This is a genomic window from Mesorhizobium sp. BHbdii, assembly GCF_053848045.1.
On record NZ_JBSPKX010000003.1, the window covers coordinates 641913 to 665032 of the forward strand.

Sequence of the window (23120 nt, forward strand, 5' to 3'; positions counted from 1 at the left end):
ACTAACCAGCACTCGGTGGAACTCATCGTCTCGGGAGGACAATCATGGGCAGCAGCGACGGACCCCTTGTCGTCGGCCTCGACAGTTCCACGCAATCCTGCAAGGCGATTGCCTGGAGCCGGGACGGACGAGCCGTGGCGGAAGGCCGCGCGCCGCTCGATCTGATGAAGCCGAGGCCGGACTATGTCGAGCAGGAGGTCACCGACTGGTGGCGGGCCGCAACAGTGGCGCTGCGACAGCTTGTCGGCGCGGTCGATGCGAAACGCATCGCCGGTATCGCGATCTCCAACCAACGCGAAACCGTTGCCCTCATCGACGGCGCCGGCGAGCCGATCGGACCCGCGAGCCTTTGGCTCGACGAACGCGCCGCCGGGCTGGTCGACCGTTTCGCGGCGGAAATCGGCCGTGAGCGGCTGCACGCGATCACCGGCAAGCCGATCGATGTGACGCCGGTGGTCTACCGCCTGAAGTGGCTGCGCGAGAACGAACCGAAACGGTTGGACCATGCGAAGAAAATCCTCGACGTGCACGGCTACCTGACGCTGAAACTGACGGGAACGCCGAGTGCGAGCTGGACGAGCGCCGATCCGTTCGGTCTCTTCGACATCTCGCGCAAGGCATGGTCGCAGCCGCTCCTCGATCATCTCGGCATCAAGCCGTCGCAACTTCCCAACGCGGTGCGGTCCGGCACGCGGGTCGGGACCGTCCATGCCGCGGCCGCCGCCGCAACAGGGCTAGCCGAAGGAACGCCGGTGATTGCCGCCGGCGGCGATGGGCAATGCGCCGGGCTCGGCGTCAATGCCATGCGCGACGGCGTCGTCTATCTCAATCTCGGAACTGCGATCATCGCGGGAATCTGGTCGCGGGAACCGGTGGTCGGCGCCTTCTGGCGCACCATGACCTCGCCGACAGGCGATGGCTATTTCCTCGAGGCGGTGCAGCGGGCAGGTGTCTATTTCGTCAACTGGTTCGTAGACATGTTTGCCGGCGGACGCTCCGATCCGGCGATCTTCGACCGCCTGGAAAGGGAAGCGGCGGCCGTCCCGATCGGCTCGGACGGACTTCTCGCCGGCACCACCCTGGTCGGTTGCATGGACCCGCATTGGGATCCGAGCGCACGCGCGAGCTTCATCGGCATGCACCCCTCGCACACGCTCGGTCATTTTTATCGTGCGGGGCTAGAGGCGATGACGCTGCAAACCGCCCGGGCTCTCGAAGAGATGCGCAGCCATGGTCTTTCACCGGCGCAAATGGTGGCGATCGGCGGCGGCGCCAACAGCAAACTTTGGACAAAGATGATCGCGGACGCGACCGGGATCTCGATCCATAAGGGTCACAACGCTGAAGCCTCCTCCCTCGGCGCAGCCATTAGCGCAGCGGTCGGCATCGGATGGTTCGAGAGTTTTGCTGAGGCCGCGGACGCCATGACGAGCATCGCCGAGACAATCGAGCCGGACCCACGCAGCCGCGAAGCATGGGACGCGCTGTCGGCCAAGCAGGCCAGGGTCTTCCCCGCGACCCAATTCGCCTGGCGGAATTGAGACCGGCGCGGCAAGCAGGCTCTCGAACTGGAGCGCGAAAAGCGTCCCGTCCCGCTACTTCAACCCGCCCACCGCCTGCTGGTAAACATCAGGCTTGAAGCCGACGAGGATGCGATCGCCAAGTTCGAGGACCGGCCGTTTGATCATCGTCGGGTTGGCCAACATCAGCGCCTTGGCCTTCGTCTCGTCGAGGCTCAGCTTGTCCTTGTCCGACAGTTCGCGAAACGTCGTGCTCGCCTTGTTAAGCAGGATTCCCCAGCCGACTTTGCGGGACCAGCCGTTCAGCCGGTCCGCGTCCAGTCCTTCGACCCTGTAGTCATGAAAGCGGTAGGCGACATCGTGGCTTTCCAGCCAGACACGCGCCTTCTTCATCGTATCGCAATTGGTGATGCCGTACATCGTGATGGTCAAAATTTTGGCCCCTCGGACTGATCGTTCGTCGAATCTGGCGGCACCCTAAACCACCCTTCAGACTTTGTCAGAGACCCCGCAGGCATCCTCAGAACTTTTGGGCTTGCCTATACTAAGGAATTTTCCTAAGTGTTTTCCGAACCATCTTTGGCCATGCGCAGTGGCGCGAGGAAGACATGACCGTCGCAACAAGCCCACAGACCTCGAGTCCTAGCGTCCCGCCGATCGACGGCATTTTCCGAGCGCTGGCCGATCCGACGCGGCGGCGCGTGGTCGAGCGGCTGAACCGAAGCCCGGCATCGGTCAGTGAGCTCGCCCAGCCGTTCGAGATGGCTCTGCCCTCCTTCATCGAACATCTCAGGGTTCTGGAAGGCTGCGGGCTGGTGCGTTCCGAAAAGGCCGGCCGCGTCAGGACCTACCGGCTCGCGCCGGAGCCGCTGAAGGTCGCGGAAAATTGGCTGGCCGAGCAGCGCGCACTGTGGGAACGCCGCCTCGACCAGTTCGATGCCTACGTGATGACACTCAAGGAGAAAGACAAATGAGTTCGACCCCGCTTTTCAAACCCGACCCGAAACTCGATCTCGTCCTCGAACGCGTCATCGAAGCGCCGCGCGAGCTTTTGTGGACAGCCTGGACGACGCCCGAGCATGTTCGGCAGTGGTTCACACCGAAGCCGTGGATCGTCACCGATTGCGAGATCGACCTCAGGCCCGGCGGCCTGTTCCGGACCCGCATGCAGTCGCCTGATGGCAAGGAGGTCAACGACCGGCATTGCTGCTACCTCGACATAGTGCCTAACGAGCGGCTGGTGTGGACCGATGCGTTGCTGCCCGGCTATCGGCCGTCAGGGGACCCGTTCATCACAGCGGTCATATCATTGCACCCGGAAGGCAAGGCGACACGCTACATCGCGACCGCCATCCACCGCGATGAAGCCACACGCAAGAACCATGAGGAGATGGGCTTTTTCGATGGCTGGGGCACCGTGGCCGACCAGCTTGCGGCATATGTCAGAACGATTTGAGGCGGAGTAGTGCCTCGACGAGCGGCGGCTGGCTTCTTTGCGATCTCAACGCGCCATTCGGGCGTCCTGTTCTCGGCGCGCTTCTTCCCGCCCTTCGCGACAAGAGATTTTGGCGGCAGGTCTTGCTAGATCCGGTGGGGTTAGTCCTCATCCTCACGGAGCAAGCGGTCGAAATTCTCTGGCGGCATCCGCCGCAGCCGTTTGCTCAATTCGGGATCGAAGTGTCGATCATTGGGGTCGAGACCATGTCGGTCACTGGATTTACGGCCTACAGCGGCAACGAACCCAGTTATCTCTGACGCTTTCCGCGCTCGCTTCTGACCAGAATTAAGACGGATGCGCAATTGCTCCGACATGAGGCCTCCGATGTTTTTCGCTAAGCCTATAGGCGCTTTCGCCAATTTTCAAACTACCTGAACCGACGATTCGAGCATCATGACAAAGAGAGAACATGCGAAACGAAAAAATAACCTGGCGAGGATGGTGGGACTGCCTGGCCCGCTCCTGTGTCAATAGCAGCCGCGCTCGATGGCGAGGCGGCGCACCAGCGCCAGCACGTTGTCGATGGCGGGCGTTGGCTGGCCAGTCAACCGGCCGAGTTCCTGAACCGCCGTCACCAGCGCATCGATCTCCATTGGTCGGCCGCGCTCCAGATCCTGCAGCATCGAGGTCTTGTGCTCGCCGACATCGCCGGCCCCCTTGATACGGCGGTCGACATTTATCGGGAAACGCACGCCGAGACTTTCGCCGATCGCCTGCGCCTCCAGCATCATGGTGCGGGCAAGCGTGCGGGTTGCCTCGTCGGCAGCGATTGCCGCAAGCGTGCTGCCGGTCAGCGCGGAAATGGGGTTGAAGGAGAGATTGCCCCAGAGCTTCACCCAGATCTCACTTCGGATGTCGTCGCGAACCGGCACCTGCAGCCCTGCCGCAACCATCTCCGCAGCAAGCCGCGTGACACGTTCGCTCTTCTCGCCCGAGGGCTCGCCGAGCGAAAAGCGTTTTCCCTCGATATGGCGGACCAGGCCGGGCGCATCCACCTCAGCCGCAGGATACACGACCGAGCCGATGACGCGATCCGGCCCAAGCCGATCCCAGATCACTCCACCGGGATCCACCGCTTGCAACCGCGTGCCTTCGAGCGAACCGCCGATCTTGTGGAAGTACCACCACGGCACGCCATTCTGCATGGTGACGACAGCCGTCCCCTCGCCCAGCAGCGGCGCGATCTGGTCGAGCGCCGGTGCGAGAGAATGGGCCTTGAGCGCCAGTACGACATAGTCCTGGACGCCTAGCTCCTGCGCTTGCCCGGCGGCCCTGACAGAGGCGACGGATTCATGGCCGTCTTCGATCAGGCGAAGTCCGGCCGCCTTGATCGCATCGAGATGAGCGCCGCGCGCCATGATCGACAGATCGACCCGGCCGGCCATGGCAAGTTTGGCCGCGAGATAGCCGCCGATCGCGCCGGCACCAAAAATGGTGATCCGCGTCATCATCCAGGCCCAGGTTTGGCAAGCCCGGGTTTGACAAGACCCAGTTTGGTCGCGAGACCGATGCGCTGCAGCTTGCCCGTCGCGCCCTTCGGGATTTCGTCCAGGATCAGGACAATGCGCGGCACCTTGAAGTCGGCAAGCCGCATCGCGGCGAAGCTGCGGATATCGCCTTCGGTAGCGGCCATGCCCTCGCGCAGCACGATGGCAGCCGCGACCTCCTCCCCGAGCTTGTCGTGTGGCGTGGCGAAAGTGACGACCTGCGCCACCGCCGGATGGTCCATCAGCACGTCATCGACCTCGAGCGGCGAGATCTTCTCGCCGCCGCGGTTGATGATCTCCTTGAGCCGGCCGGTGACGCGCAGATAGCCGTCGCCGTCGAGCACACCCTGGTCGCCGGTATGAAACCAGCCATGCGCGAAGGCAGTGGCATTGGCGTCCGGATTCTTCTCGTAGCCCGCGGTGACATTAGGCCCGCGAATGACGATCTCGCCGGTCTCACCGGGCTTCAGCAATTGCCCGTCCAGCGCCATCACCGCCACTTCCGGTCCGGCGGCGGCGCCGACGCTGCCCGGCTTGCGCAGGCCTGGCGGCAACCGGTTCGAGGCCATCTGGTGGGCGGCCTCGGTCATGCCGTAGGATTCGATCACCGGACAGCCGAAGGTCGCCTCAAGCTCGGCCATCACTTGCGGCGGCAGCGATGCCGAGGACGAGCGGATGAAGCGAAGAGGCGCCGCTGCCAGTGCATCGGCATTGCGTGCCGCCCGAGGCAGGATCGCCTGATGCATGGTCGGCACGGCCGTGTACCAGCTCGGCCGCGCCTCGCTTAGCCAATGGAAGAAGCGCAGCGCGTTGAAGCCCGGCGTGCAGAAGACGCTGCCGCCGGCGGCGAGCGAGGACAGCACCGCCGCGATCAGACCATGGATGTGGAACAGCGGCATGATGTTGAGGCAGCGATCGCCTGATGTCAGGCCGAGCGTCGCGCCGATATGGGCGGCCGAGGCGGCAAGATTGGCATGGCTGAGCGGCACCAGCTTTGGTCGTGACGTGGTGCCTGAAGTGTGCAGCAACAGCGCGATGTCGCCGTCCTCAGCCAGTTCGGGCGCAGCCGGCGGGCCGATCGGTTCGCCCTCGATCTTGAAGCTTCCGGCAGGCGCGTCGCGCAGTGCTGCGAGCCTGAGCACCGCTATGCCAAGGCGCTCGGCAACGGCAATCGCCGGGCCGCTTTCGTCTTCGGCAACCAGGATCGCCTTGGCGCCAATGTCGGTCAGGTAGAAGTCGAGCTCGTCGGCCCGGTAGGCCGGGTTGAGCGGCGCCGTGGACGCCGCCGCGGCCACCGCGACAAAGGCCGTCGCCATCTCCGGCCCGTTCGCCAGCACGATGGCCACCCGATCGCCGCGGCCCAGGCCCAGCGTGTGCAGTTGCGCTGCCGTTTCAGAGATCAGGCGGCGCAGTCCGCCATGGGTGAGCGTGATCCTGTCGGGTGCCGAAATCGCCGGCGCATCGTCCGCTCCGACAGCAAGCCGTTCAATGATCGACGCCGCTTCAGACAACGCGAACCTCTAGGTCGCCGACGCCATCGATATGACCGCGAAGAACATCACCGCGAACAACTGCCCCGACGCCCGCCGGCGTGCCGGAAAGAATGATGTCCCCCGGCATCAGCGTGAAGAGACCCGAGAGATAGCTGATCATTTCCGGAACTTTCCAAATCATCTGGTTGAGATCGCCGGTTTGTTTTCGCTCGCCATTGACGTCCAGCCAAATCGCTCCCTGGGTTGGATGACCGATCGAACTTGCCGGAACCAATGGCGTGCATGGCGCCGATGCCTCGAAGGCCTTGCCGACCTCCCATGGACGGCCCATGTCCTTCGCCTTACCTTGCAGGTCGCGCCGGGTCATGTCGAGACCTACGCCATAACCGAACACGCAGTCCAGAGCCTTTTCGGCCGCGATGTCCGTGCCGCCGCTCTTCAGCGCCACGACCATTTCGATCTCGTGATGGACATCGTTGGAGGCCGGAGGATACGGAAATTCTCCTGTCGTATCGAGGTTGTCGGGATTCTTCTGGAAGAAGAATGGCGGCTCCTTGTTGGGGTCGTGCCCCATCTCGACTGCGTGCGCGGCATAGTTCCGTCCGACGCAATAGACGCGGTGCACCGGAAACATCTTGTCAGTTCCCGCCACCGGGATGCTGGGGATTGCGTTCGGTTCGATGACGTAGCTTGAGATCGTGCCGTGCATGTTCACTGTCTTGCTCCTGCGTAGTATTCGACTTTGGCTTCGGCCCTTTCGATCAGTTCGGCAATCAGCAGGGCGAAGGCAAAAAGGATGATGGTCAAGGCCCAGAATTCGGCCATGCGGAAATTTCGCGAGAAGGTCTCGAACAGCGCGCCGTAGCCGACGATGGCGACGAGCAACTGGCCGATGACGACGCCCTTGACGCCGCGGATGAGGCCGAGGCGGATGCCGGCAAGGATCTCCGGAAGCGCCGCCCACAGGATGATCTTGGTATAAAGGGCCGGACGCGAGGCGCCATAGGAACGCGCCATTTCGATCAGCGACGGCGAGATGTGGCGGACCCCGGCGCGCGTGTCGAGTACGATGATCCAGATCGCAAACAGGAACACCGCCGCAACGATCGTCTGCTCGCCGAAGCCGAACAGGATCATCAGCACCGGGACGATCGCCGAGAGCGGTGCGCTTGAAAAGATATTGACCCACATGCCGAGCAGGTCGTCGGCGATCTTGACACGTCCCATCAGGATGCCCAGAGGCACGCCGATTACGATCGACAGGGCCATGCCCATGGCGAAGGCGCGAAGGGTCGTGACCGTCGCGCTCTGCCAGGACGGGGTCTGCACCAAACCGACCGCTGCAGCCAGCACGTCGCTAAACGGTGGCAGCAGAAAGACAAGGTCCAGCCGGCCGACGATTTCCCACACGACGCACCAGACGAGCAGGGACGCCATCATTGGTACTCGGTAGCCAAACAGGGTCATGACCGGTCACTCCACATACTGCTTCAGCCCCAGCCATATCTCCTCGACCGTATCGAGATAGTGCCTGTCGCGATGAATGCGCTCGGGGTCGCCGGAGCGATCGATTTCCGGTTCAATGATCTGCGACACCCGGCCGGGTCTCGGTGACAGCAAGACGATGCGGTCGGAGATGTAGACTGCCTCCTCGATCGAGTGCGTCACGAAGATGAAGGTCTTGTTCTGGTTGGTGCGCAGTCGGATTAGATCTTCCTGGAACTTCCGCCGGTTCTGCTCGTCGACCGCCGAAAACGGTTCATCGAGGAGCAGGACGTCGGCATCGACCGACAAGGCCCGCGCCAGGCCGACGCGTTGGCGCATGCCGCCCGACAACTCGTGCGGGTATTTGTCCTCGAAGCCGGCGAGACCCACCTCAGCTATATAGCGGCGGGCGATCTCCTCACGCTCGGCCTTGTTGGTGCCGCGCAATTCAAGTCCGAAGGCTACATTGCGCATCACGGTCGCCCAAGGCATCAGCGCAAAGTCCTGGAACACGAAAGCGCGTTCGGGGCCTGGGGCGCTGACGCGCTTGCCGTTGATCGCGACAGTGCCGCCATCGGCCCGTATCAGCCCCGCTATGATCTTCAACAGGGTCGTCTTTCCGCAACCGCTGGGTCCGAGAAGGCTGGTCAGCTTGCCCCTGGGAAAGTCGAGGTCGATGCCGCGCAACGCCTCGACATTGCCGTAGGTCTTTGAAATTCCTCTCACCTCCACGATTGAATCGATCGGTGCGGGAACCGGCGACGGTCCATTTCGCAATGCGGTCGCGCCCATCTTAAGCACCTCTACTCTCCGGCCTGAAAACACGGACTTCCACCCACTGCAGAAAGACGAGCGTCAGGGTGGAAAGCGCAATGATCGAGGCAATTGTTGCGTACATCTCGGCGTAGTCTGCGCGCGAGCGGTGAAAGGTTATGAGGTCGCCGATGCCGGTCGGGGTGATCAGCAGCTCGGCGAGCACCACGCCGACGAACCCGGCAGCGACGCCGAGGCGCAAACCGGCAAAAATCACTGGACTGGCGTCCGGAAGAATGATCTTGGCGACGGTCTGCCAACGTGTGCCCAGGAATGATCGGCACATGACCAGCAGCGACTCGTTGACGTTGCGCACGGCCTTGTAGGTATTGAGCACGATGACCGGCAGCGCCAGGATCATGACGGCGAGCGTTTTGGCGGTCATGCCTATTCCGTAGACGAAGGTGACCATTGGAATGAAGGCGGCGACAGGTGCTGCCTGAAGCACGATGAACACAGGGATCACCAGCCATTCGCCGGTGCGCCACAGGCCACAGATCGTGCCGAGGCCGACACCCAGGAACGCCGAGAGGACAACGCCGAGCAACAGCGGCTGCAGTGTCGAAAGATAGGCAGTTGCCAAGCTGCCGTCGGCGAGCAATCCGAAAAATGCGACGATGGTGTCGGAAAAAGTCGGAAAGGCGAAGCTGACGGGAATACGCCCGGCCACTTCCCAAATTCCCGCGAACAGAGCGATCGACACCAGCCTGAGCAGGATCGGCTGGTCCCACGATGCGCCCGTTGCGCTTCGAGTCGATGGAGAAGCGAGGCCGGCAGCCTCGACGTCGGTTCTGATGCTTACGGCCATCCGGCAGGCCGCCTATTTCTTGCCGAGCTTGGCGACGGCGCGGTCGATTGCGGAGACATCCCAGAAGTCCTCGACCTTGAGGCTCGCGGGATCGCCTTCGATCTGGCCGGCAAGGCTGAAGAAGGCAAAGTCGTCTTTGGCCGCATCCGCTCCGCCGCCATTCAGCGCAAGGCTGCCGGCTTCCGCGGTTTCCTTGTAGTATTCGGTGATTTCGCTATCAGCCTCCGCGCCGAGATCCGGCAGCAGTTTGTACTTGTTGCGGAGCTCGACCGCTACGGTTGGATTCTCAGTTATTTCACGCGCGGTCTTCATCAGTTCCTCGACCAGGATGTCGACGTCGGCGGCGTTGTTCTTCAGATAGTCTGCGGTCGCGAAAAGCGCTTCGTCCGAGGCGCCGAGATCCTCGACCGGCAGAACGATGAACTTGCCGGGGGCTTCGGCCTCAAGCGCGCGCCTGTTGGCGGCATCGACGATCGACGCCTTGATGGTCCCCTGCAGCAGCGCATTGCGGCGAACCTCGGAACCCGGGACATAGCTGATGTTGCCGAGCTTGATGCCGTGGTTTTTCGCCATCAGGAGCATGACCGCCTCTGTGCCGGAGCCGCGCGCCTGAACGGCGACTTCCTGCCCGTCCAAATCCTTCCATTCCTTGTAAAATTCGCTGTTGACGACAGGAAAGAAGCGCAGCGTCGATATCTGCGCAAAGATGCGGATCGGCACGCCAACCTTCTGGATCAAAGTATAGGGCGCGCCGATACCGACATCGGCCTGGCCGCCGACAATCGCCTGGGCAGCCAAATCCTCGTCATTGAGAACAATGAGCTCGACATTCACGCCGCGTTCCTTGGTGCGCTCTATCGCGGCGAGCGTCTGGATGGATTCTATACCGGGAAGGTCGCCGAATGCGATGCGCATGTCGCCCGCATTTGCGGCCGACAGGTGCGATGCAAATGCCAGAACCGCAGCGAAAGCGGTGGCAAGGACGGTACGTCCGGTCATGCTGGCCATTGTCATTCCTCCCGTTTTGTAACCATTACCTTAATTGGTTAAGGCTGTGGAGCAGATTGGTCAAGGAGAAACTGCGCGATGGCAGATGCGCGGGCCCAGAAAACTCGGCAGTTGACGGTTTCCGCTAATGGTTTTAACACCGGTAAAGGGAAATCTTATGCGGATTGGTTAAATTGATGGACGATCCCGGTAATGGCGGCCACGCCGCCCTGGTTCAGCTTCAGGCCTATCTTGCCCAGATGGACCATGCCGGCGAGACACGGCTGCCTGCCGAGCGGGAACTGTCGGAGAGCCTCGGCGTATCGCGCGGCGATCTGCGCAAGGCGCTGGCGGTGCTCGAGAAGGACGGCCGCATCTGGCGTCACGTCGGCAGGGGCACCTTCGTCGGCAGTGGACCGGTGGAGGAGACGATCGGGATTTCGGAAATCGCCGGGCGCACGAATCCGGCCGACGTGATGCGCGCGCGCCTCATCATCGAGCCCGAGATTGCGCGCGAAGCGGCGCTGCACGCCACGCTTTCCGATATCGCCTCGATGCGACAATCGCTGGTGCAGACGCGGGAAGCCGTCACATGGCGGCAATACGAGAATATCGACAATCTGCTCCACCGGCAGATTGCGCAGGCGAGCCGCAACAATGTGCTGCTCGGCCTGTTCGACGTCCTGAACGCCGTGCGCCGAACCGTGGTGTGGGGACGTCTTCGTTCAGAAGGCGCGCGCCCTCCGGCAGACCATCACAGCTTCGCGGACCATGAACGGATCGTCGAAGCGATAGCCGAGCGCGACCTCGGCGGCGCGGCCGCGGCGATGCGGCTGCATCTCCAACAGGTCGAGCGGCGTTTGATCCCCGTCCGCGAAGCCGCCGAATAGTTTGGCTTTGCCCACGCTACGCGCGCGCGTCCTTCTTGGACACGCGGCGCTGTTCGCAGTCATGAGCTAGGCGCCGTAGCCGACGATGCCCTTGATCTCGAGGAAGTCATGGATCGCCCAGTCGGCATATTCGCGGCCATTACCCGACTGCTTGTAGCCGCCGAAGGGCGCGAATGTGTCCCACTCCGGATAGTTGATCGAGACCTGCCCGGCGCGCAACCGGCCGGCGATCTTGCGTGCGTGGTCGATATCCCCTGACTGCACATAGGCGGCGAGGCCATAGACGGTGTCGTTGGCGATCTTCACCGCGTCGTCATCGTCATCGTAGGACATGACCGAAAGCACCGGCCCGAAGATTTCTTCCCGCTCGATTGTCATGCCTGGTGTGACGTGGCCGAAGACGGTCGGCCTGACATAGTAGCCGCGATTGAGGTGCTCCGGCCGGCCCGGACCTCCCGTGACCAGTGTCGCACCCTCGGCGATGCCGGCCTCGATCAGCCGCTGGATCTTGTCGAACTGGATGTTGCTGACCACCGGCCCGAGCTTGGTTTCTTCCGAGCGCGGATCGCCGACCTTGTGCGCCTCGGCTGTCTTCTTGGCGATCGCAAGCGCCTCGTCATGGCGGCCGGCCGGCACCAGCATGCGCGTCGGCGCATCGCAGGATTGGCCGCTATTGCCGAAACAGGCGTTGACGCCCTTGCGCACGGCCTTCTCGAAATCGGCATCGGGCAGCACGATGTTGGCCGACTTGCCGCCGAGCTCCTGCGCGACGCGCTTGACCGTCTCGGCCGCTGTTTTGGCGACGATGATGCCGGCCCGGGTCGAACCGGTGAACGAGACCATGTCGACGTCGGGATGGCCGGCCATGACCTGTCCGACATCCGGACCGGTGCCGTTGACCATGTTGTAGACGCCCTTCGGCGTGCCGGCCGCTTCCATCACTTCCGAAAAGATGACGCCGCTGATCGGCGCGATCTCGGAAGGCTTTAGCACGACCGTGCAGCCGGCGGCGATCGCCGGCGCCACCTTGCAGACGATCTGGTTGAGCGGCCAGTTCCACGGCGTGATCAGCGCGCAGACGCCGATCGGCTCCTTGACCACCATGGTGGTGCCGCGCTTCTCGCTGAATTCGTAATCCTCCAGCGCCTTGATGGTGGACTCCATATGCGCCCTGCCCGCCCAGGCCTGCGCCTCGCGCGCCCAGGTGATCGGCGCGCCCATCTCCTGGCTGACAGCCTGCGCGATGTCCTCGTAGCGCTCGTTGTAGACTTCCAGGATGCGCTTCAGCAGCTTCAGGCGCTCGGCCTTGCTGGTCTGCGAGAAGGTCGGAAAGGCCGCCTTCGCCGCTGCCACAGCGCGATCCACATCCGCCTTCCCACCGACGGAGATTTTCGTATAGGCCTCCTCGGTGGATGGATCGATCACGTCCAGCGTTGCCGGCACTACGGGCGCGACCCATTTTCCGTCGATGAAGAAGTTCAGGTGATTGCTCATGGGTGGTGCTCCGGTTTTTGGAAGGATGGGGATCAGATCAGCCGGGCAGCATAGGGCAGTTAGCGCCGCGGCGCAGGCTGATATGCGCCACATCGCCGACGCTGAATTGAAAACCTTCCGCCCGGCGTGGCGCATCGATCACCACTGGTATCCCCTGCGACAATTCGGCGTGCAGGCGAAGGGTGCGGCCGTGAAAGACGATGCTGCTCACCCGCACCGGCGCGGTGCCGGTCGCTGCTTCGGTCGTCGCTAAAAGATCCTCCGGACGCACACCGATGGTTCGCACCGCGCCTTCTCCGGGCGCTTCGCCGGTTTCCGACGTGGCTTCGAGCGGTAGGGCGCCGGCGCTGAAACGCAATCGATCGCCGTCACGGCCGACAAAGCGCGACTGCAGAAGATTCATCGTGCCGATAAAACTGGCGACGAATTTTGTGGCGGGCCTGTCGTAGAGCGTGGCCGGCGGTGCGATCTGCTCGATGCGGCCCTTGTTCATGACGACGATGCGGTCGGAGATCGACAGGGCCTCGGTCTGGTCGTGGGTGACCATGACGAAAGTGGTGCCGAGCCGCGACTGCAGCCGCTTCAATTCGACCTGCATCTGTTCGCGCAGATGCGCGTCGAGCGCCGACAGCGGCTCGTCGAGCAACAGCACGCGCGGTTCGCAGACAATCGCACGGGCGAGCGCGACGCGCTGGCGCTGGCCTCCCGACAATTCGAACACGCGGGCACCGAGCTTCTCGGCAAGGCCGACCATGTCGAGCGCTTCGCCGACGCGCTTTGCCTGTTCAGCCCCAGAAAGCTTGCGCAGCGACAGGCCAAAGCCGACATTTTCGGCGACGCCCATGTGCGGAAACAGCGCATAGTCCTGAAACACGGTGTTGACCGGCCGGTCGAACGGCCGCAGCGAAGTGATGTCACGGCCTTCGAGCAACACCCGTCCGCTCGATGGGCTTTCGAAACCGGCGATCACCCGCAGGCTGGTGGTTTTGCCGCAGCCGGAGGGCCCGAGCAAGGTCAGGAACTCGCCGCGGGCAATGTCGAGATCGACGGCGTCGAGACCGACGATGCCGCCGGGGAAAATCTTCGAGACCGCATCCAGCCGGACGAGAGGTTCAGGCGCCATCGCGAACCTCGGACGGCTTGGTCGTGTTGACCCAGAGAATCTGGCAGCGCTCGGCGCCCGGATTGCGGAAGGCATGCAATAAGGTGCTCTTGAAGGCGAAGCTGTCGCCGGTCTTCAGCCCATAGGTGGTTGAATCGACCACGAGTTCGACTTCGCCCGACAGGACGAAACCGAATTCGTGGCCGGGATGGGCGTAGGCTTCGACGGTGCCACCACCGGCTTCCACCGTCACCAGCATGCCGGTGAGCGTGGCGGCCGGCGGCGACAGCAGCGCCTTGGCGATGCCTTCAGATTTCACCGGGATCTGCCGACGGCTGTTGGCCCGCACGCAATAGAGATCGTTGCCGGCACCGTTGCCGTCGGCGATCAGCGCCGACGGCTCGATATCGAGAGCGGCGGCAAGCGGCCAGATCACTTTGACGCGAAGCGAGGACAGGCCACGCTCGATCTGGCTGAGCGCCCCGATCGAAACGCCGGCCTTGGCGGCAAGCTCGGCCAGCGAAAGATTGCGTTCCAGCCTAAGCGCCCGCACGCGCCGGCCGACCCGCACGTCGGCGTCGTCTTTCGGCTTTTCAGCCGCTTCGTTCAGCATGTCCATGCATACTTCCTCGTTTGCCAACGCTTTCCCTTCTCCCCGTTGTGGGAAAAGGTGGCCGAGCGAAGCTCGGTCGGATGAGGGGTGTTCCAGCTTTGCAAACCCCGCATTCCGTCGAGCACCCCTCAACCGTCTCGCTCGCTACGCGCCGATCCACCTTCTCCCACAAGGGGAGAAGGAAGAGCGAACTCAGCCGCCTGCCTTGACCTTCTCGAACATCTTGGCGAGTTCGTCATTCTGCTTCATCGGCCCGGTGAAGACGGTGGTCTTCAGCATCACTTCCGGATCGGACGGCAGCTGCAGCTTTTCCAGCTCCTCCTTCGGCACCGCGGCGAAGGCCGAGCTGTTGGAGCTGCCGTAACCGTAGGCCTGGATCAGGTATTTTCCCGAATCCGTCTCCAGCCGGCTGTTGATGAAGTCATAGGCGAGATCGACATTCTTGGCGTCCTTGAGCATGACGAAGCCGCACGCCCAGGTCAGCATGCCTTCCCTAGGCTTCATGAACTCGACAGGCACGCCCTGCTTCTTCAGCGAGGTGGCCGACGCGTTCCAGGTCATGGCGGCGACAAGCTGGCCGCTGGCCAGCGCCTGTTCGACCGAGGTCATGTCGGTGGTGTAGTTCGAGAGCAGCGGGCGCTGCTCGCGCAATTTTTCCGCGACCTTGTCCATCTGCTCTGGCGTCATGTCGAACGGATTGACGCCGGCGAGAAGCGCCGCCACCACCGGCGTGTCGTGGACGGCGTCGATCGTCGCCATGCGCCCGGCGTACTGCTTGTCCCACAAAAGGTTCCAGCTCGGTTCCGGGTTCTTCACCAGATCGGTGCGGTAGAGGATCGAGGTGTTGCCCCAGTCCCACGGCACCATCCAGACCTTGCCGTCGCCGGCCTGCAGGTCGGGCAGGTTCTTGAAGACCGGAAAGATCGAATCCCAGTTCTTGATACGCTTGGTGTCGATCGGCTGCAGCAGGCCTTCCTTGTTCCAGCGCGCCACCTTGTCGTAGCACGGATGCGCGACATCAGGGCGGAAGCCGGCCTTGACCTTGGTGAAGGCGTCATCGTCGTCGCCGAACATCGATGCCTCGACGCCATCGGGGTGTGCGGCGAGGAAGGTCTTGTTGAACTCGGGCAGTTCGTAGCCCGACCAGGTGAAATATTGCAACTTGTCGGCCGCAAGCGCGACGGTCGACGAAAGCGCCAACGCGAAGGCTGCCAATCCGGCTTGGACTGTCTTGCGATTTATCGATTTCAGGTCGAATGCCATTGCAGTTCTCCTCTTTCGGTTTCTTCTGGTTTGGACAGGTCGGCGGGCACCGGCCGTTGGGCGGCGAGCCCGCGATGGCGCAGGATTTCGGCAACTGCCGCGATGACGAATGACACGGCCAGGATGGCCGTGCCCAGCGCCATGACGGTCGGCAGCGACTTCGGGAATCGCAGCTGGCTCCAGATGTAAAGCGGCAGCGTCGGCTCGGTGCCGGCGAGGAAGAAGGCGACGATGAACTCGTCGAAGGAGGTCAGGAAGGCCAGCATGAACGCTGACACAATGGCGGGCAGGCTGAGCGGCAGCATGACCCGTCTGAATGTCGTCCAATCGGAAGCGCCGAGATCGAGCGCGGCTTCGCGGATCGTCTTCGGGATAGCAGCGAAGCGGCTTTTCATGATCACCACCGTCGTCGGCAGCGCCACCAATATGTGGCCGAGCACGATGGCAGTGCGTGACGGCCCGAAGCCAATGAGGTTGACCAAGATCAGCAGCGAGATGCCGACGATCACGCCGGGGATCAGGATCGGTAGCCGCGCGATGGCGCTGATCGTGGCGGCAAGCGGCGAGCGGCCGTAGAGGTCCATATAGGACACTGTGATGCCGCAGAGCGTCGCCCCGGTGGCGGCAGTCGCACCGATGACGAGGCTGTTCCCAAGCGCGCCGGACAGCGCCGAATTGCCGAACAGCGTCGCGTACCATTCGAACGTGAAGCCTTGCAGCGGAAACGCTGCCTGGATCGAATTGTTGAAGGAAAACAGTGGGATCAGCAGTATCGGCAAGTACAGGAACACCAGATAGGCAAGGACATAGGCGCGCAGCCAACCGCCGCCCTGCTTTGCGTCGATACGCGCCGTGTTCATGTCCGGCTGCCAAATCTGCGGTCGGCCGAACGCACCACCAGCACCACGGCAAGGATGACCAGCATGACGGCGACGGCGAGTGCGGCGCCGAACGGCCAGTCATTGGCTTTGCCGAACTGGGCTTGGATCAGCGAGCCGATCATGGTGCTGGCAGGGCCGCCGACTAGCGCCGGAGTGACATAGTCGCCGACCGTCGGCACGAAGACGACGAGAGCCGCCGCCAGCACCCCCGGCATCGAGTTCGGCAGCACGACGCGCCGGAAGCTGGTGAACGGTCTGGCGCCGAGATCGGAAGCGGCTTCGAGCAGCGATTTCGGGATCGTGTCCAGCGCCGCATAGATGGGCAGGATAGCGAACGGCGCATAGGCGTGAGCCAGCGTGACGACGACGGCGGCGGGCGTGTTGAGAAACGCCAGTGTCGGTTCGGACCAGATGCCGCTTTCGACGAGCGCCGAGTTCAGCACGCCATTATAGGCAAGCACGATCTTCCAGGCGAAGACGCGCAGGAGATAGCTGGTCCAGAACGGCAGCGTCACCAGAAACAACAGCAGCCCGCGCCGCCGTCCGGCATGGAAGGCAAGGTAGTAGGCGACGGGATAGGCGGTGACGACCGTTGCCAGCGTTACCAGGCCGGCAATGGCCAACGAGCGCAGCGTTACCGTCCAGTACAGAGGATCGGACGCCACCGTGATGAAATTCGCAAAGGTGAAACCGGCGCCGAGCAGCGAACCGTCATTGCCGCGAAAGGCGAGGAAAAGTACGAGACCAAGCGCAAACAGGATCAGGAAGAAGGTGACCAGCCCGCCCGGCAGCAGCATGGCCAACCGGAAACCCGTCGAGGACCGGGACTCCGGCAGTGGCTGCCTTGCAACGATGGTGGACATCGCATGCCCATCGGAATTTGAAATCCCCTAAAAGGTTTTTCATAATCATGAAACTGTCAAGGAGATTCCTACGCCGGTATGAAATCAGCGCTCGAATGCATCCAGCGTACGATACCAAGCGATCGTCGCGGCGACGCCGACCTGCCGAAAGACGTGGAACGGTATCGGCCGGATCGGCGAGACCGGGAACGGCAATTGCTTGGCGTCGCCACTCGCCAGATAGCCGGCAATGCGCTCGCCAAGCGCGGTCATCAGGCCGACGCCACGGCCCTGGCAGCCGACCACGGCCATCAGGCCCTGCTCGGGCTCGTGAATATGCGGGAGGTGATCCGGCGTCATCGCCACCCGGCCAAACCAGCGCTTTTCGATGCCGACGCCGGATAGCGCGGGATAGAGCCGGAGCAGCGCGCGCTCGAGATGCGCCCAGTCACCTTCGCTGGTCGGCAGCGCCATCCGGCCGCGCCCGCCAAGCACCAGCCGCCCGTCGGCACTCTTGCGGTAATAAACGAGGATGCGGCGCGAATCCGATACCGCCTGCCCCTCCGGCAGAATCCCGGCCGCCAGATCGGCCGGCAGCGGCGCTGTCGCGATCTGGAAGGAGTGCAGCGGAATGATCGTCTCGGCGAGACCGGGGAGCAGATCGCCGGTATAGGCGTTCGTCGCCAGAATGACCGCCTTCGCCTGCAATTCGGCGCCGCCCTCCGTCGAGATACGCCAAAGGCCGGCGTTCTTATCGAGGCGCACCACCTTCTGGTGCTCGGCGATCTTCACGCCCGCGGCCGAGGCAATTCGTGCCAGTTCCGACGTGTAGGCAAGCGGATCGATCACGCCGGCGCGGCGGTCGAGCCAGCCGCCGAGATAGCCCTGCGCGCCGGTCAACGCGGCGATCTCGGTCTGGCTCAGAAGCCGGACATCGGCGCCGCGGTTCCGCCACTGCCGGTCCCTGTTCGCCGCCGCCTTCAGCGCCGTCTCGGTGTGCGCTGCCTGGATCCAGCCGTTGCGAACGAACGGAACCGCCAGTTTCTCGTCGCGGATCAATTCGAAGACGGCGTCCGCCGTCGAGGCGGCAAAATTGACGAGGATCTCGCCGCGTTCGGGGCCAAAATGCTCCAGCAGCCATTCGGGATTATATTTCAGGCCGGGGATCACCTGGCCGCCATTCAGGCCCGATGCGCCTTGGCCGATCTCGCCGGCTTCCAGAACCTGCACGGCAAAGCTGACCCGGGCTGCATGCAAGGCAGTCGACAAGCCCATGATGCCACCGCCGATGATGACGACATCGACGGGTTTACCGCCGACAAGCGCCTGGGGTGCGGCGGCCGATTGCGGCTTCTGCCAGATCGGATCGGAAAACGGTGCGGGCAAGGATCACCTGGAGTGCAGTTCGTTGTGAAAATCCTAGTCACCATTTCATAATTTTGAAAGCTCGTTTCCGCTTCGCAATCGGGACACGCCAAGGGCAATCACCGTCAAGCAGCGCGGAGATCGCCCGGACAGATTGACAAAACTCGCCTTGAGGACGGGATAGACCTTTGGCCGGAATTTGTTGAAAGTGCCGCCGCCGCTGGCCAGGCTCTTGTGAACCATTGGTCCGGCGGCGACGACCGTCGCAGCAGAACCAGACAGCAGAGGACCGTAGCCATGACGAACACCACTCTCCTGCCCAACGAGGGCCTCTTCATCGGCCGCGCCCGGACAAGCGATAGGTCCCATCCGCTGGTGGTCACGGTGCGCGACGGCACGGTGTTCGACATCACGTTGAGCATGGCACCAACCGCGCGCGACGTCTGCGAGATGCCAGACCCGGCAGGGTACGTCCAGGCGGCCAGAGGCGAACCGATCGGATCACTTGATGCGATCGCCGCCAACAGTTTCCAGGCCGCGCGCGATTCGCAAAAACCGTACCTGCTTTCTCCGGTCGACCTGCAGGCGGTCAAGGCGTCGGGCGTCACCTTCGTCGTCAGCCTGCTCGAACGGGTCATCGAGGAGCAGGCGCGCGGCTCGGCGGAAAAAGCCGACGCCATTCGCGCCGACATTGCCGGGCTGATCGGTCACGATCTGTCGAAGCTCAAGCCCGGCTCGCCGGAGGCGATGGAGATCAAGGCAAAGCTCATCCAGCGAGGCGCCTGGTCGCAATATCTGGAAGTAGGCATCGGCCCTGATGCCGAAATCTTCACCAAATGCCAGCCGATGGCGTCGGTCGGCTTCGGCGCCGATGTCGGCCTGCATCCGGTTTCCACCTGGAACAATCCGGAGCCGGAGATCGCCATGATCGCCGCCAGCAGCGGCAAGATCGTCGGCGCGACGCTCGGCAACGACGTCAATCTGCGCGACGTCGAAGGGCGCTCGGCGTTGTTGCTCGGCAAGGCCAAGGACAACAACGCCTCGGCCGCGCTCGGCCCGTTCATCCGCTTGTTCGACGCGACATTTTCCATCGATGACGTGAAGCAGGCCATCGTGCGTCTAAAGGTCGAGGGCGAAGACGGTTTCTCGCTGGAGGGCGCCAGTTCGATGGCCGAGATCAGCCGCTCGCCGGAAGAGCTGGTCGCCGCCGCCATCGGTCCGCATCACCAATACCCGGACGGGCTGGCGCTTTATCTCGGCACCATGTTCGTGCCGTCGAAGGATCGCGGCGAAAAGGGCAAGGGCTTCACGCACCAGGTCGGCGACATCGTCACCATCTCTTCGGAGAAATTCGGCGCCCTGATCAACCGGGTGCGGCTGTCGCCCGACTGTCCGCACTGGAGTTACGGCGCCAGCCATCTGATGCGCGATCTCGCCAGCGCCAACCTCATCTAGGTTCCCGCCCCGCCTGCGACGTTAGAATTCTCGGCGCTCGAGTTGAGGGGCCTCGCTCGGAAAATATCAGCCAAACTGATGCAATCTGATGGGACCGCTGATGGCGCCTTGTCGCACGCCAACTACCACTGGCAAATGGAGGCTTGCCATATGTCGAAAAAGCGGATGCTCTGATGCATCCAGGTCGGCGCTGGCAAAAATACGATCAGGGTTTGCCGTGATCGTCTCGGAGGTGGAGGAAGTTTTCAAAATGGGAGGAAATCAAATGCTGACAAGGCTACGACTATTTGTATTCGGCTTGATCGTGGCGCTGGCCATTCCGGCGGCGGCACAGGCCAAGACCTTCTACTGGATTTCGCATGGCGGCCCGGCCGATCCGGTCTGGACCTACTTCCTCGCCGGCGCCAAGCAATGGGCGACGGACACCGGCAACACCGTCAACACCTCGTTCCACAATGGCGACGTGTCGTCCCAGCAGGAGGCGGTTCGCGCGGCCATCGCTGCAAAGGCCGACGGCATCACCACCACCAGCCCCGACCCGGGCAGCCTGATCGAGCTCGCTAGGGAAGCACGGGCGGCAAACATCCCGATCATCAACTTCAACACGCCCGATCCGAAGGCGGACTTCAACGCCTATGTTGGCGGCGACAACGTCACCTTCGGCAGGAACTGGGCGCAGTATCTGGTCGACAAGGGTCTGGTGAAAAAGGGCGATTTTGTCTGGATGCCGGTGGAAATCCCGGGCGCCACCTATGGCGTTCAGGAAGAAGAAGGCATCAAGAGCGTGTTCGAGCCGCTCGGCATCACCTATGAAATCACCGAAGCCACGCTCGACCAGGCCGAAGCGATCAACCGTATGGTCGACTACCTCACCGCTAACAGGACCAAGGTCAAGGCGATCATCGGCCTCGGCGATCTGGTGACCGGCTCGATAAAGCGGGTGTTCGACCAGGCCGGCATCAAGCCGGGCGAAATCCCGGTCGTCGGGTGGGGCAACTCGCTCGACACCACCCAGGAGGTGCTGACCGGCTACGTCAATGCCGCACAATGGCAGGATCCGCAGGCGACCAGCTATGTGGCGCTTTCGATCGCCAACATGGCCGCCAGCGGGATTCCGCCCGGCTTCGACGTGATCACCGGCGCACTCTACGAAAAGGACACCGCGCAGGTCTACGACGACATCCTGTCCGGAAAATAAAACCGCGATCGGGATGGTCGCGGCATGCCTGCCGCGGTCATCCCCATCATTCCGCCGAGCCTCGAACCGCCTTACGCGGTGCCGGGCTTGGCCAGTCCCAACCATGTCGCGGGTCCAACGTGGAAAACAGTTCCATCATCCAACGCTCGATCGCCAGGCCGGAATTCGGGCCCTTCGTGCTGCTCGTCGTCGAGCTCGCCGTGTTCTGGGGGTTCAACCACGACTTCCTGTCGCCGCAGAACATCAGCAACATATTGGCCTTCACGGTCGAGCTTGGCCTGATTGCGCTGGCGATGACGCTGTTGATGACTTCGGGCGAATTCGACCTCTCGGTCGGATCACTGTTCGGCTTCTCGCCCGTCTTGATGTGGACGCTCTTCAACAGCGGCCTCACCTCGCTGGAAGCTGGCTTCGTCGTGGCCCTGCTGGTTGCCGCCTTCATCGGGCTGGTCAATGGCTGGTTCGTGACGCAACTCAAGATTCCCTCCTTCCTGGTGACGCTCGGCATGCTGCTGGTCGTGCGCGGCACCGCTCTGTTCGTCACCAGCGGATTTCCGCAACGCACCTGGAGCGCCGAAGGCAGCTGGCTTGCCGAGGCGCTGGTCGGCGATTTCTTCATCGGGCCGTTCCGCATCTACATGTCGCTGTTCTGGTTCATCGCAGCAGCGATCGCACTCGGCTACGTGCTGACGCAGAGCCGGACCGGCAACTGGATCCAGGCGGCCGGCGGCAACCCCAATGCGGCAAGGGCGCGCGGCGTCAATGTCAGCGGCGTCAAGATCGGCCTGTTCATCCTGTCGTCGATCATGGCCTCGCTTGCTGGCGTCATCAGCTCGCTGCGCACCTCGGCGGCCAACCCGAACAGCGGCACCGGCTACGAGCTCGAAGTCATCGCCATGGTGGTGATCGGCGGCACGGCGCTGACCGGCGGACGCGGCACCATTATCGGTACCGTGCTCGGCATCCTGATCCTGCGCGTGATGCGCAACGGCATCGTGCTGATCGGCGTGCCAGGGCTTGCCTATAACATCTTCATCGGCGCGATCATCCTCGGCATGATGGCGCTCCACTCATGGCTGGAACGCCGGCATCAGGCGGGGACTTGAACCATGGCCGAACCGCTTGTCCGCATGGAAAACATCCGCAAGTCCTACGGGCGTGTGCAGGCGCTGGTAGACGCCAATTTCCATGTCAATGAAAGGGAGATCGTCGGTCTGCTCGGCGACAATGGCGCCGGCAAGTCGACGCTGATCAAGGTGCTGTCGGGTGCGGTTCCGCTGACCAGCGGCGACATCTTCATCCGCGGCAAGAAGGTGGACTTCCGCAGCACCAGCGACGCCATCGCCCACGGTATCGAGACGATCTACCAGGACTCGGCACTGGTCACGCAATTGTCGATCGCGCGCAATCTGTTTCTCGGGCGCGAGCCGATCAAGCCGCCGCGTTTCCTCAACCGCATGGACCAGGAAGCAATGAACGTGGTCGCCCGCGACCTGCTCAAGCAGGTCGGCATCTCGAAGAACATCCCGCCGACCACGCCGATCGGCTCGCTCTCCGGCGGTGAGCGGCAGGCCGTGGCGATCGCGCGCGCCATGCATTTCGACAGCGACTTGATCATCCTCGACGAGCCGACCAACAATCTCGGCGTCGCCGAGACGCAAGGTGTGCTGAGCTTCGTGCGCAGCGCCCGCGATTCGGGGCATTCCTGCATCTTCATCGCCCATAACATCCACCATGTCTTCCAGGTGGTCGACCGCATCGTCGTGATGCGCCGCGGCAAGGTGGTTGCCGACGATATCGATCCGAAGAACACCAACGTCGCGGAAGTCGAACGGATCATCACCGGCATGTCTGACAAGGAGATCCACGACGCCATCGTGCAGGGGAAGCAACCGCAGGGCTGAGTGGCCAGCTGGAAGCCGGGTT

Annotated in this window: 24 protein-coding genes; 9 read left to right on the forward strand and 15 right to left on the reverse strand. The window is 62.9% G+C overall.

The annotated features are described in order from the left end of the window. Nucleotides 1-44: 44 nt before the first annotated feature. The gene (locus ACWTU8_RS19925) at nt 45-1541 is read left to right on the forward strand and encodes a xylulokinase (protein ID WP_455849492.1); all 1497 of its coding nucleotides are present in this window, start codon (nt 45-47) and stop codon (nt 1539-1541) included. Between the two features lie 54 nt (nt 1542-1595). Here the strand turns inward: ACWTU8_RS19925 and ACWTU8_RS19930 are convergent, their stop codons facing one another. Continuing rightward, nucleotides 1596-1952, reverse strand: a complete 357-nt coding sequence (locus ACWTU8_RS19930; RefSeq protein ID WP_455849493.1) for an ArsC family reductase — start codon at nt 1950-1952, stop codon at nt 1596-1598. A gap of 176 nt (nt 1953-2128) precedes the next feature. Here ACWTU8_RS19930 and ACWTU8_RS19935 point away from each other — a divergent pair, with 176 nt between their 5' ends. From ACWTU8_RS19935 to ACWTU8_RS19945, 3 genes are all read left to right on the forward strand, one after another. Then, on the forward strand, nt 2129-2494 hold the full coding sequence (locus tag ACWTU8_RS19935; RefSeq protein ID WP_095518237.1) for an ArsR/SmtB family transcription factor: 366 nt from the start codon (nt 2129-2131) through the stop codon (nt 2492-2494). Continuing rightward, nucleotides 2491-2976, forward strand: a complete 486-nt coding sequence (locus ACWTU8_RS19940; protein ID WP_287350477.1) for an SRPBCC family protein — start codon at nt 2491-2493, stop codon at nt 2974-2976. Before ACWTU8_RS19935 ends, ACWTU8_RS19940 begins: the two co-directional genes overlap by 4 nt. A 122-nt stretch (nt 2977-3098) precedes the next feature. Then, nucleotides 3099-3275, forward strand: coding sequence for a hypothetical protein (locus ACWTU8_RS19945; RefSeq protein ID WP_455849494.1), 177 nt, complete (start codon nt 3099-3101; stop codon nt 3273-3275). A 210-nt stretch (nt 3276-3485) separates the two neighbouring features. Here ACWTU8_RS19945 and ACWTU8_RS19950 read toward each other — a convergent pair whose 3' ends face one another. The 7 genes from ACWTU8_RS19950 to ACWTU8_RS19980 are packed head-to-tail and all read right to left on the reverse strand — an operon-like array spanning nt 3486 to nt 10112. Beyond that, entirely contained in the window at nt 3486-4469 is a 984-nt protein-coding gene (locus ACWTU8_RS19950; RefSeq protein WP_455849495.1) for a 2-dehydropantoate 2-reductase, read from the reverse strand. Next, nucleotides 4466-6016: an acyl--CoA ligase gene (locus tag ACWTU8_RS19955; protein ID WP_455849496.1), complete on the reverse strand. Its 1551-nt coding sequence runs from the start codon at nt 6014-6016 to the stop codon at nt 4466-4468. Before ACWTU8_RS19955 ends, ACWTU8_RS19950 begins: the two co-directional genes overlap by 4 nt. After that, entirely contained in the window at nt 6009-6707 is a 699-nt protein-coding gene (locus ACWTU8_RS19960; RefSeq protein ID WP_455849634.1) for a fumarylacetoacetate hydrolase family protein, read from the reverse strand. The genes ACWTU8_RS19955 and ACWTU8_RS19960 overlap by 8 nt, the downstream gene beginning before the upstream one ends. 2 nt (nt 6708-6709) lie before the next feature. After that, nucleotides 6710-7465 carry an ABC transporter permease gene (locus ACWTU8_RS19965; RefSeq protein WP_065010101.1) on the reverse strand — a complete coding sequence of 252 codons (756 nt, stop codon included), beginning with the start codon at nt 7463-7465 and terminating at the stop codon, nt 6710-6712. Between the two features lie 6 nt (nt 7466-7471). Beyond that, nucleotides 7472-8275 carry an ABC transporter ATP-binding protein gene (locus tag ACWTU8_RS19970; RefSeq protein ID WP_455849635.1) on the reverse strand — a complete coding sequence of 268 codons (804 nt, stop codon included), beginning with the start codon at nt 8273-8275 and terminating at the stop codon, nt 7472-7474. Nucleotide 8276: 1 nt separating this feature from the next. Beyond that, nucleotides 8277-9104 (reverse strand): ABC transporter permease, encoded by an 828-nt coding sequence (locus ACWTU8_RS19975; protein ID WP_455849497.1) that lies wholly within the window; start codon nt 9102-9104, stop codon nt 8277-8279. Between the two features lie 12 nt (nt 9105-9116). Further along, complete coding sequence (locus ACWTU8_RS19980) at nt 9117-10112, reverse strand: ABC transporter substrate-binding protein (RefSeq protein ID WP_455849498.1); 996 nt, start codon at nt 10110-10112, stop codon at nt 9117-9119. 176 nt (nt 10113-10288) lie between these two features. Here ACWTU8_RS19980 and ACWTU8_RS19985 point away from each other — a divergent pair, with 176 nt between their 5' ends. Continuing rightward, on the forward strand, nt 10289-10981 hold the full coding sequence (locus tag ACWTU8_RS19985) for a FadR/GntR family transcriptional regulator (RefSeq protein ID WP_065010097.1): 693 nt from the start codon (nt 10289-10291) through the stop codon (nt 10979-10981). A gap of 66 nt (nt 10982-11047) precedes the next feature. On the opposite strand, the gene ACWTU8_RS19990 is transcribed toward ACWTU8_RS19985, so the two are convergent. From ACWTU8_RS19990 to ACWTU8_RS20020, 7 genes are all read right to left on the reverse strand, one after another. Further along, nucleotides 11048-12475: an aldehyde dehydrogenase family protein gene (locus ACWTU8_RS19990; RefSeq protein ID WP_455849499.1), complete on the reverse strand. Its 1428-nt coding sequence runs from the start codon at nt 12473-12475 to the stop codon at nt 11048-11050. A 37-nt stretch (nt 12476-12512) separates the two neighbouring features. Continuing rightward, a complete protein-coding gene (locus ACWTU8_RS19995; RefSeq protein ID WP_455849500.1) occupies nt 12513-13598 on the reverse strand; it encodes an ABC transporter ATP-binding protein in 1086 nt (361 codons plus the stop codon). Next, nucleotides 13588-14196: a cupin domain-containing protein gene (locus ACWTU8_RS20000; protein WP_095518226.1), complete on the reverse strand. Its 609-nt coding sequence runs from the start codon at nt 14194-14196 to the stop codon at nt 13588-13590. The genes ACWTU8_RS19995 and ACWTU8_RS20000 overlap by 11 nt, the downstream gene beginning before the upstream one ends. 186 nt (nt 14197-14382) lie before the next feature. Continuing rightward, the gene (locus tag ACWTU8_RS20005; RefSeq protein ID WP_455849501.1) at nt 14383-15453 is read right to left on the reverse strand and encodes an ABC transporter substrate-binding protein; all 1071 of its coding nucleotides are present in this window, start codon (nt 15451-15453) and stop codon (nt 14383-14385) included. Then, nucleotides 15438-16313 carry an ABC transporter permease gene (locus ACWTU8_RS20010; RefSeq protein WP_455849502.1) on the reverse strand — a complete coding sequence of 292 codons (876 nt, stop codon included), beginning with the start codon at nt 16311-16313 and terminating at the stop codon, nt 15438-15440. Before ACWTU8_RS20010 ends, ACWTU8_RS20005 begins: the two co-directional genes overlap by 16 nt. Continuing rightward, the gene (locus ACWTU8_RS20015; RefSeq protein ID WP_455849503.1) at nt 16310-17197 is read right to left on the reverse strand and encodes an ABC transporter permease; all 888 of its coding nucleotides are present in this window, start codon (nt 17195-17197) and stop codon (nt 16310-16312) included. Before ACWTU8_RS20015 ends, ACWTU8_RS20010 begins: the two co-directional genes overlap by 4 nt. A gap of 84 nt (nt 17198-17281) precedes the next feature. Beyond that, nucleotides 17282-18562: an NAD(P)/FAD-dependent oxidoreductase gene (locus ACWTU8_RS20020; protein ID WP_455849504.1), complete on the reverse strand. Its 1281-nt coding sequence runs from the start codon at nt 18560-18562 to the stop codon at nt 17282-17284. A 276-nt stretch (nt 18563-18838) separates the two neighbouring features. Here ACWTU8_RS20020 and ACWTU8_RS20025 point away from each other — a divergent pair, with 276 nt between their 5' ends. The 4 genes from ACWTU8_RS20025 to ACWTU8_RS20040 all read left to right on the forward strand — a co-directional run bounded on the left by ACWTU8_RS20025 (nt 18839) and on the right by ACWTU8_RS20040 (nt 23098). Further along, nucleotides 18839-19996, forward strand: a complete 1158-nt coding sequence (locus tag ACWTU8_RS20025) for a fumarylacetoacetate hydrolase family protein (RefSeq protein ID WP_455849505.1) — start codon at nt 18839-18841, stop codon at nt 19994-19996. A 265-nt stretch (nt 19997-20261) separates the two neighbouring features. Further along, nucleotides 20262-21194: a substrate-binding domain-containing protein gene (locus tag ACWTU8_RS20030; RefSeq protein ID WP_065010089.1), complete on the forward strand. Its 933-nt coding sequence runs from the start codon at nt 20262-20264 to the stop codon at nt 21192-21194. Nucleotides 21195-21313: 119 nt separating this feature from the next. Next, nucleotides 21314-22300 (forward strand): ABC transporter permease, encoded by a 987-nt coding sequence (locus ACWTU8_RS20035; protein WP_027152255.1) that lies wholly within the window; start codon nt 21314-21316, stop codon nt 22298-22300. A gap of 3 nt (nt 22301-22303) precedes the next feature. After that, entirely contained in the window at nt 22304-23098 is a 795-nt protein-coding gene (locus ACWTU8_RS20040; RefSeq protein ID WP_029355412.1) for an ATP-binding cassette domain-containing protein, read from the forward strand. Nucleotides 23099-23120 lie beyond the last annotated feature (22 nt).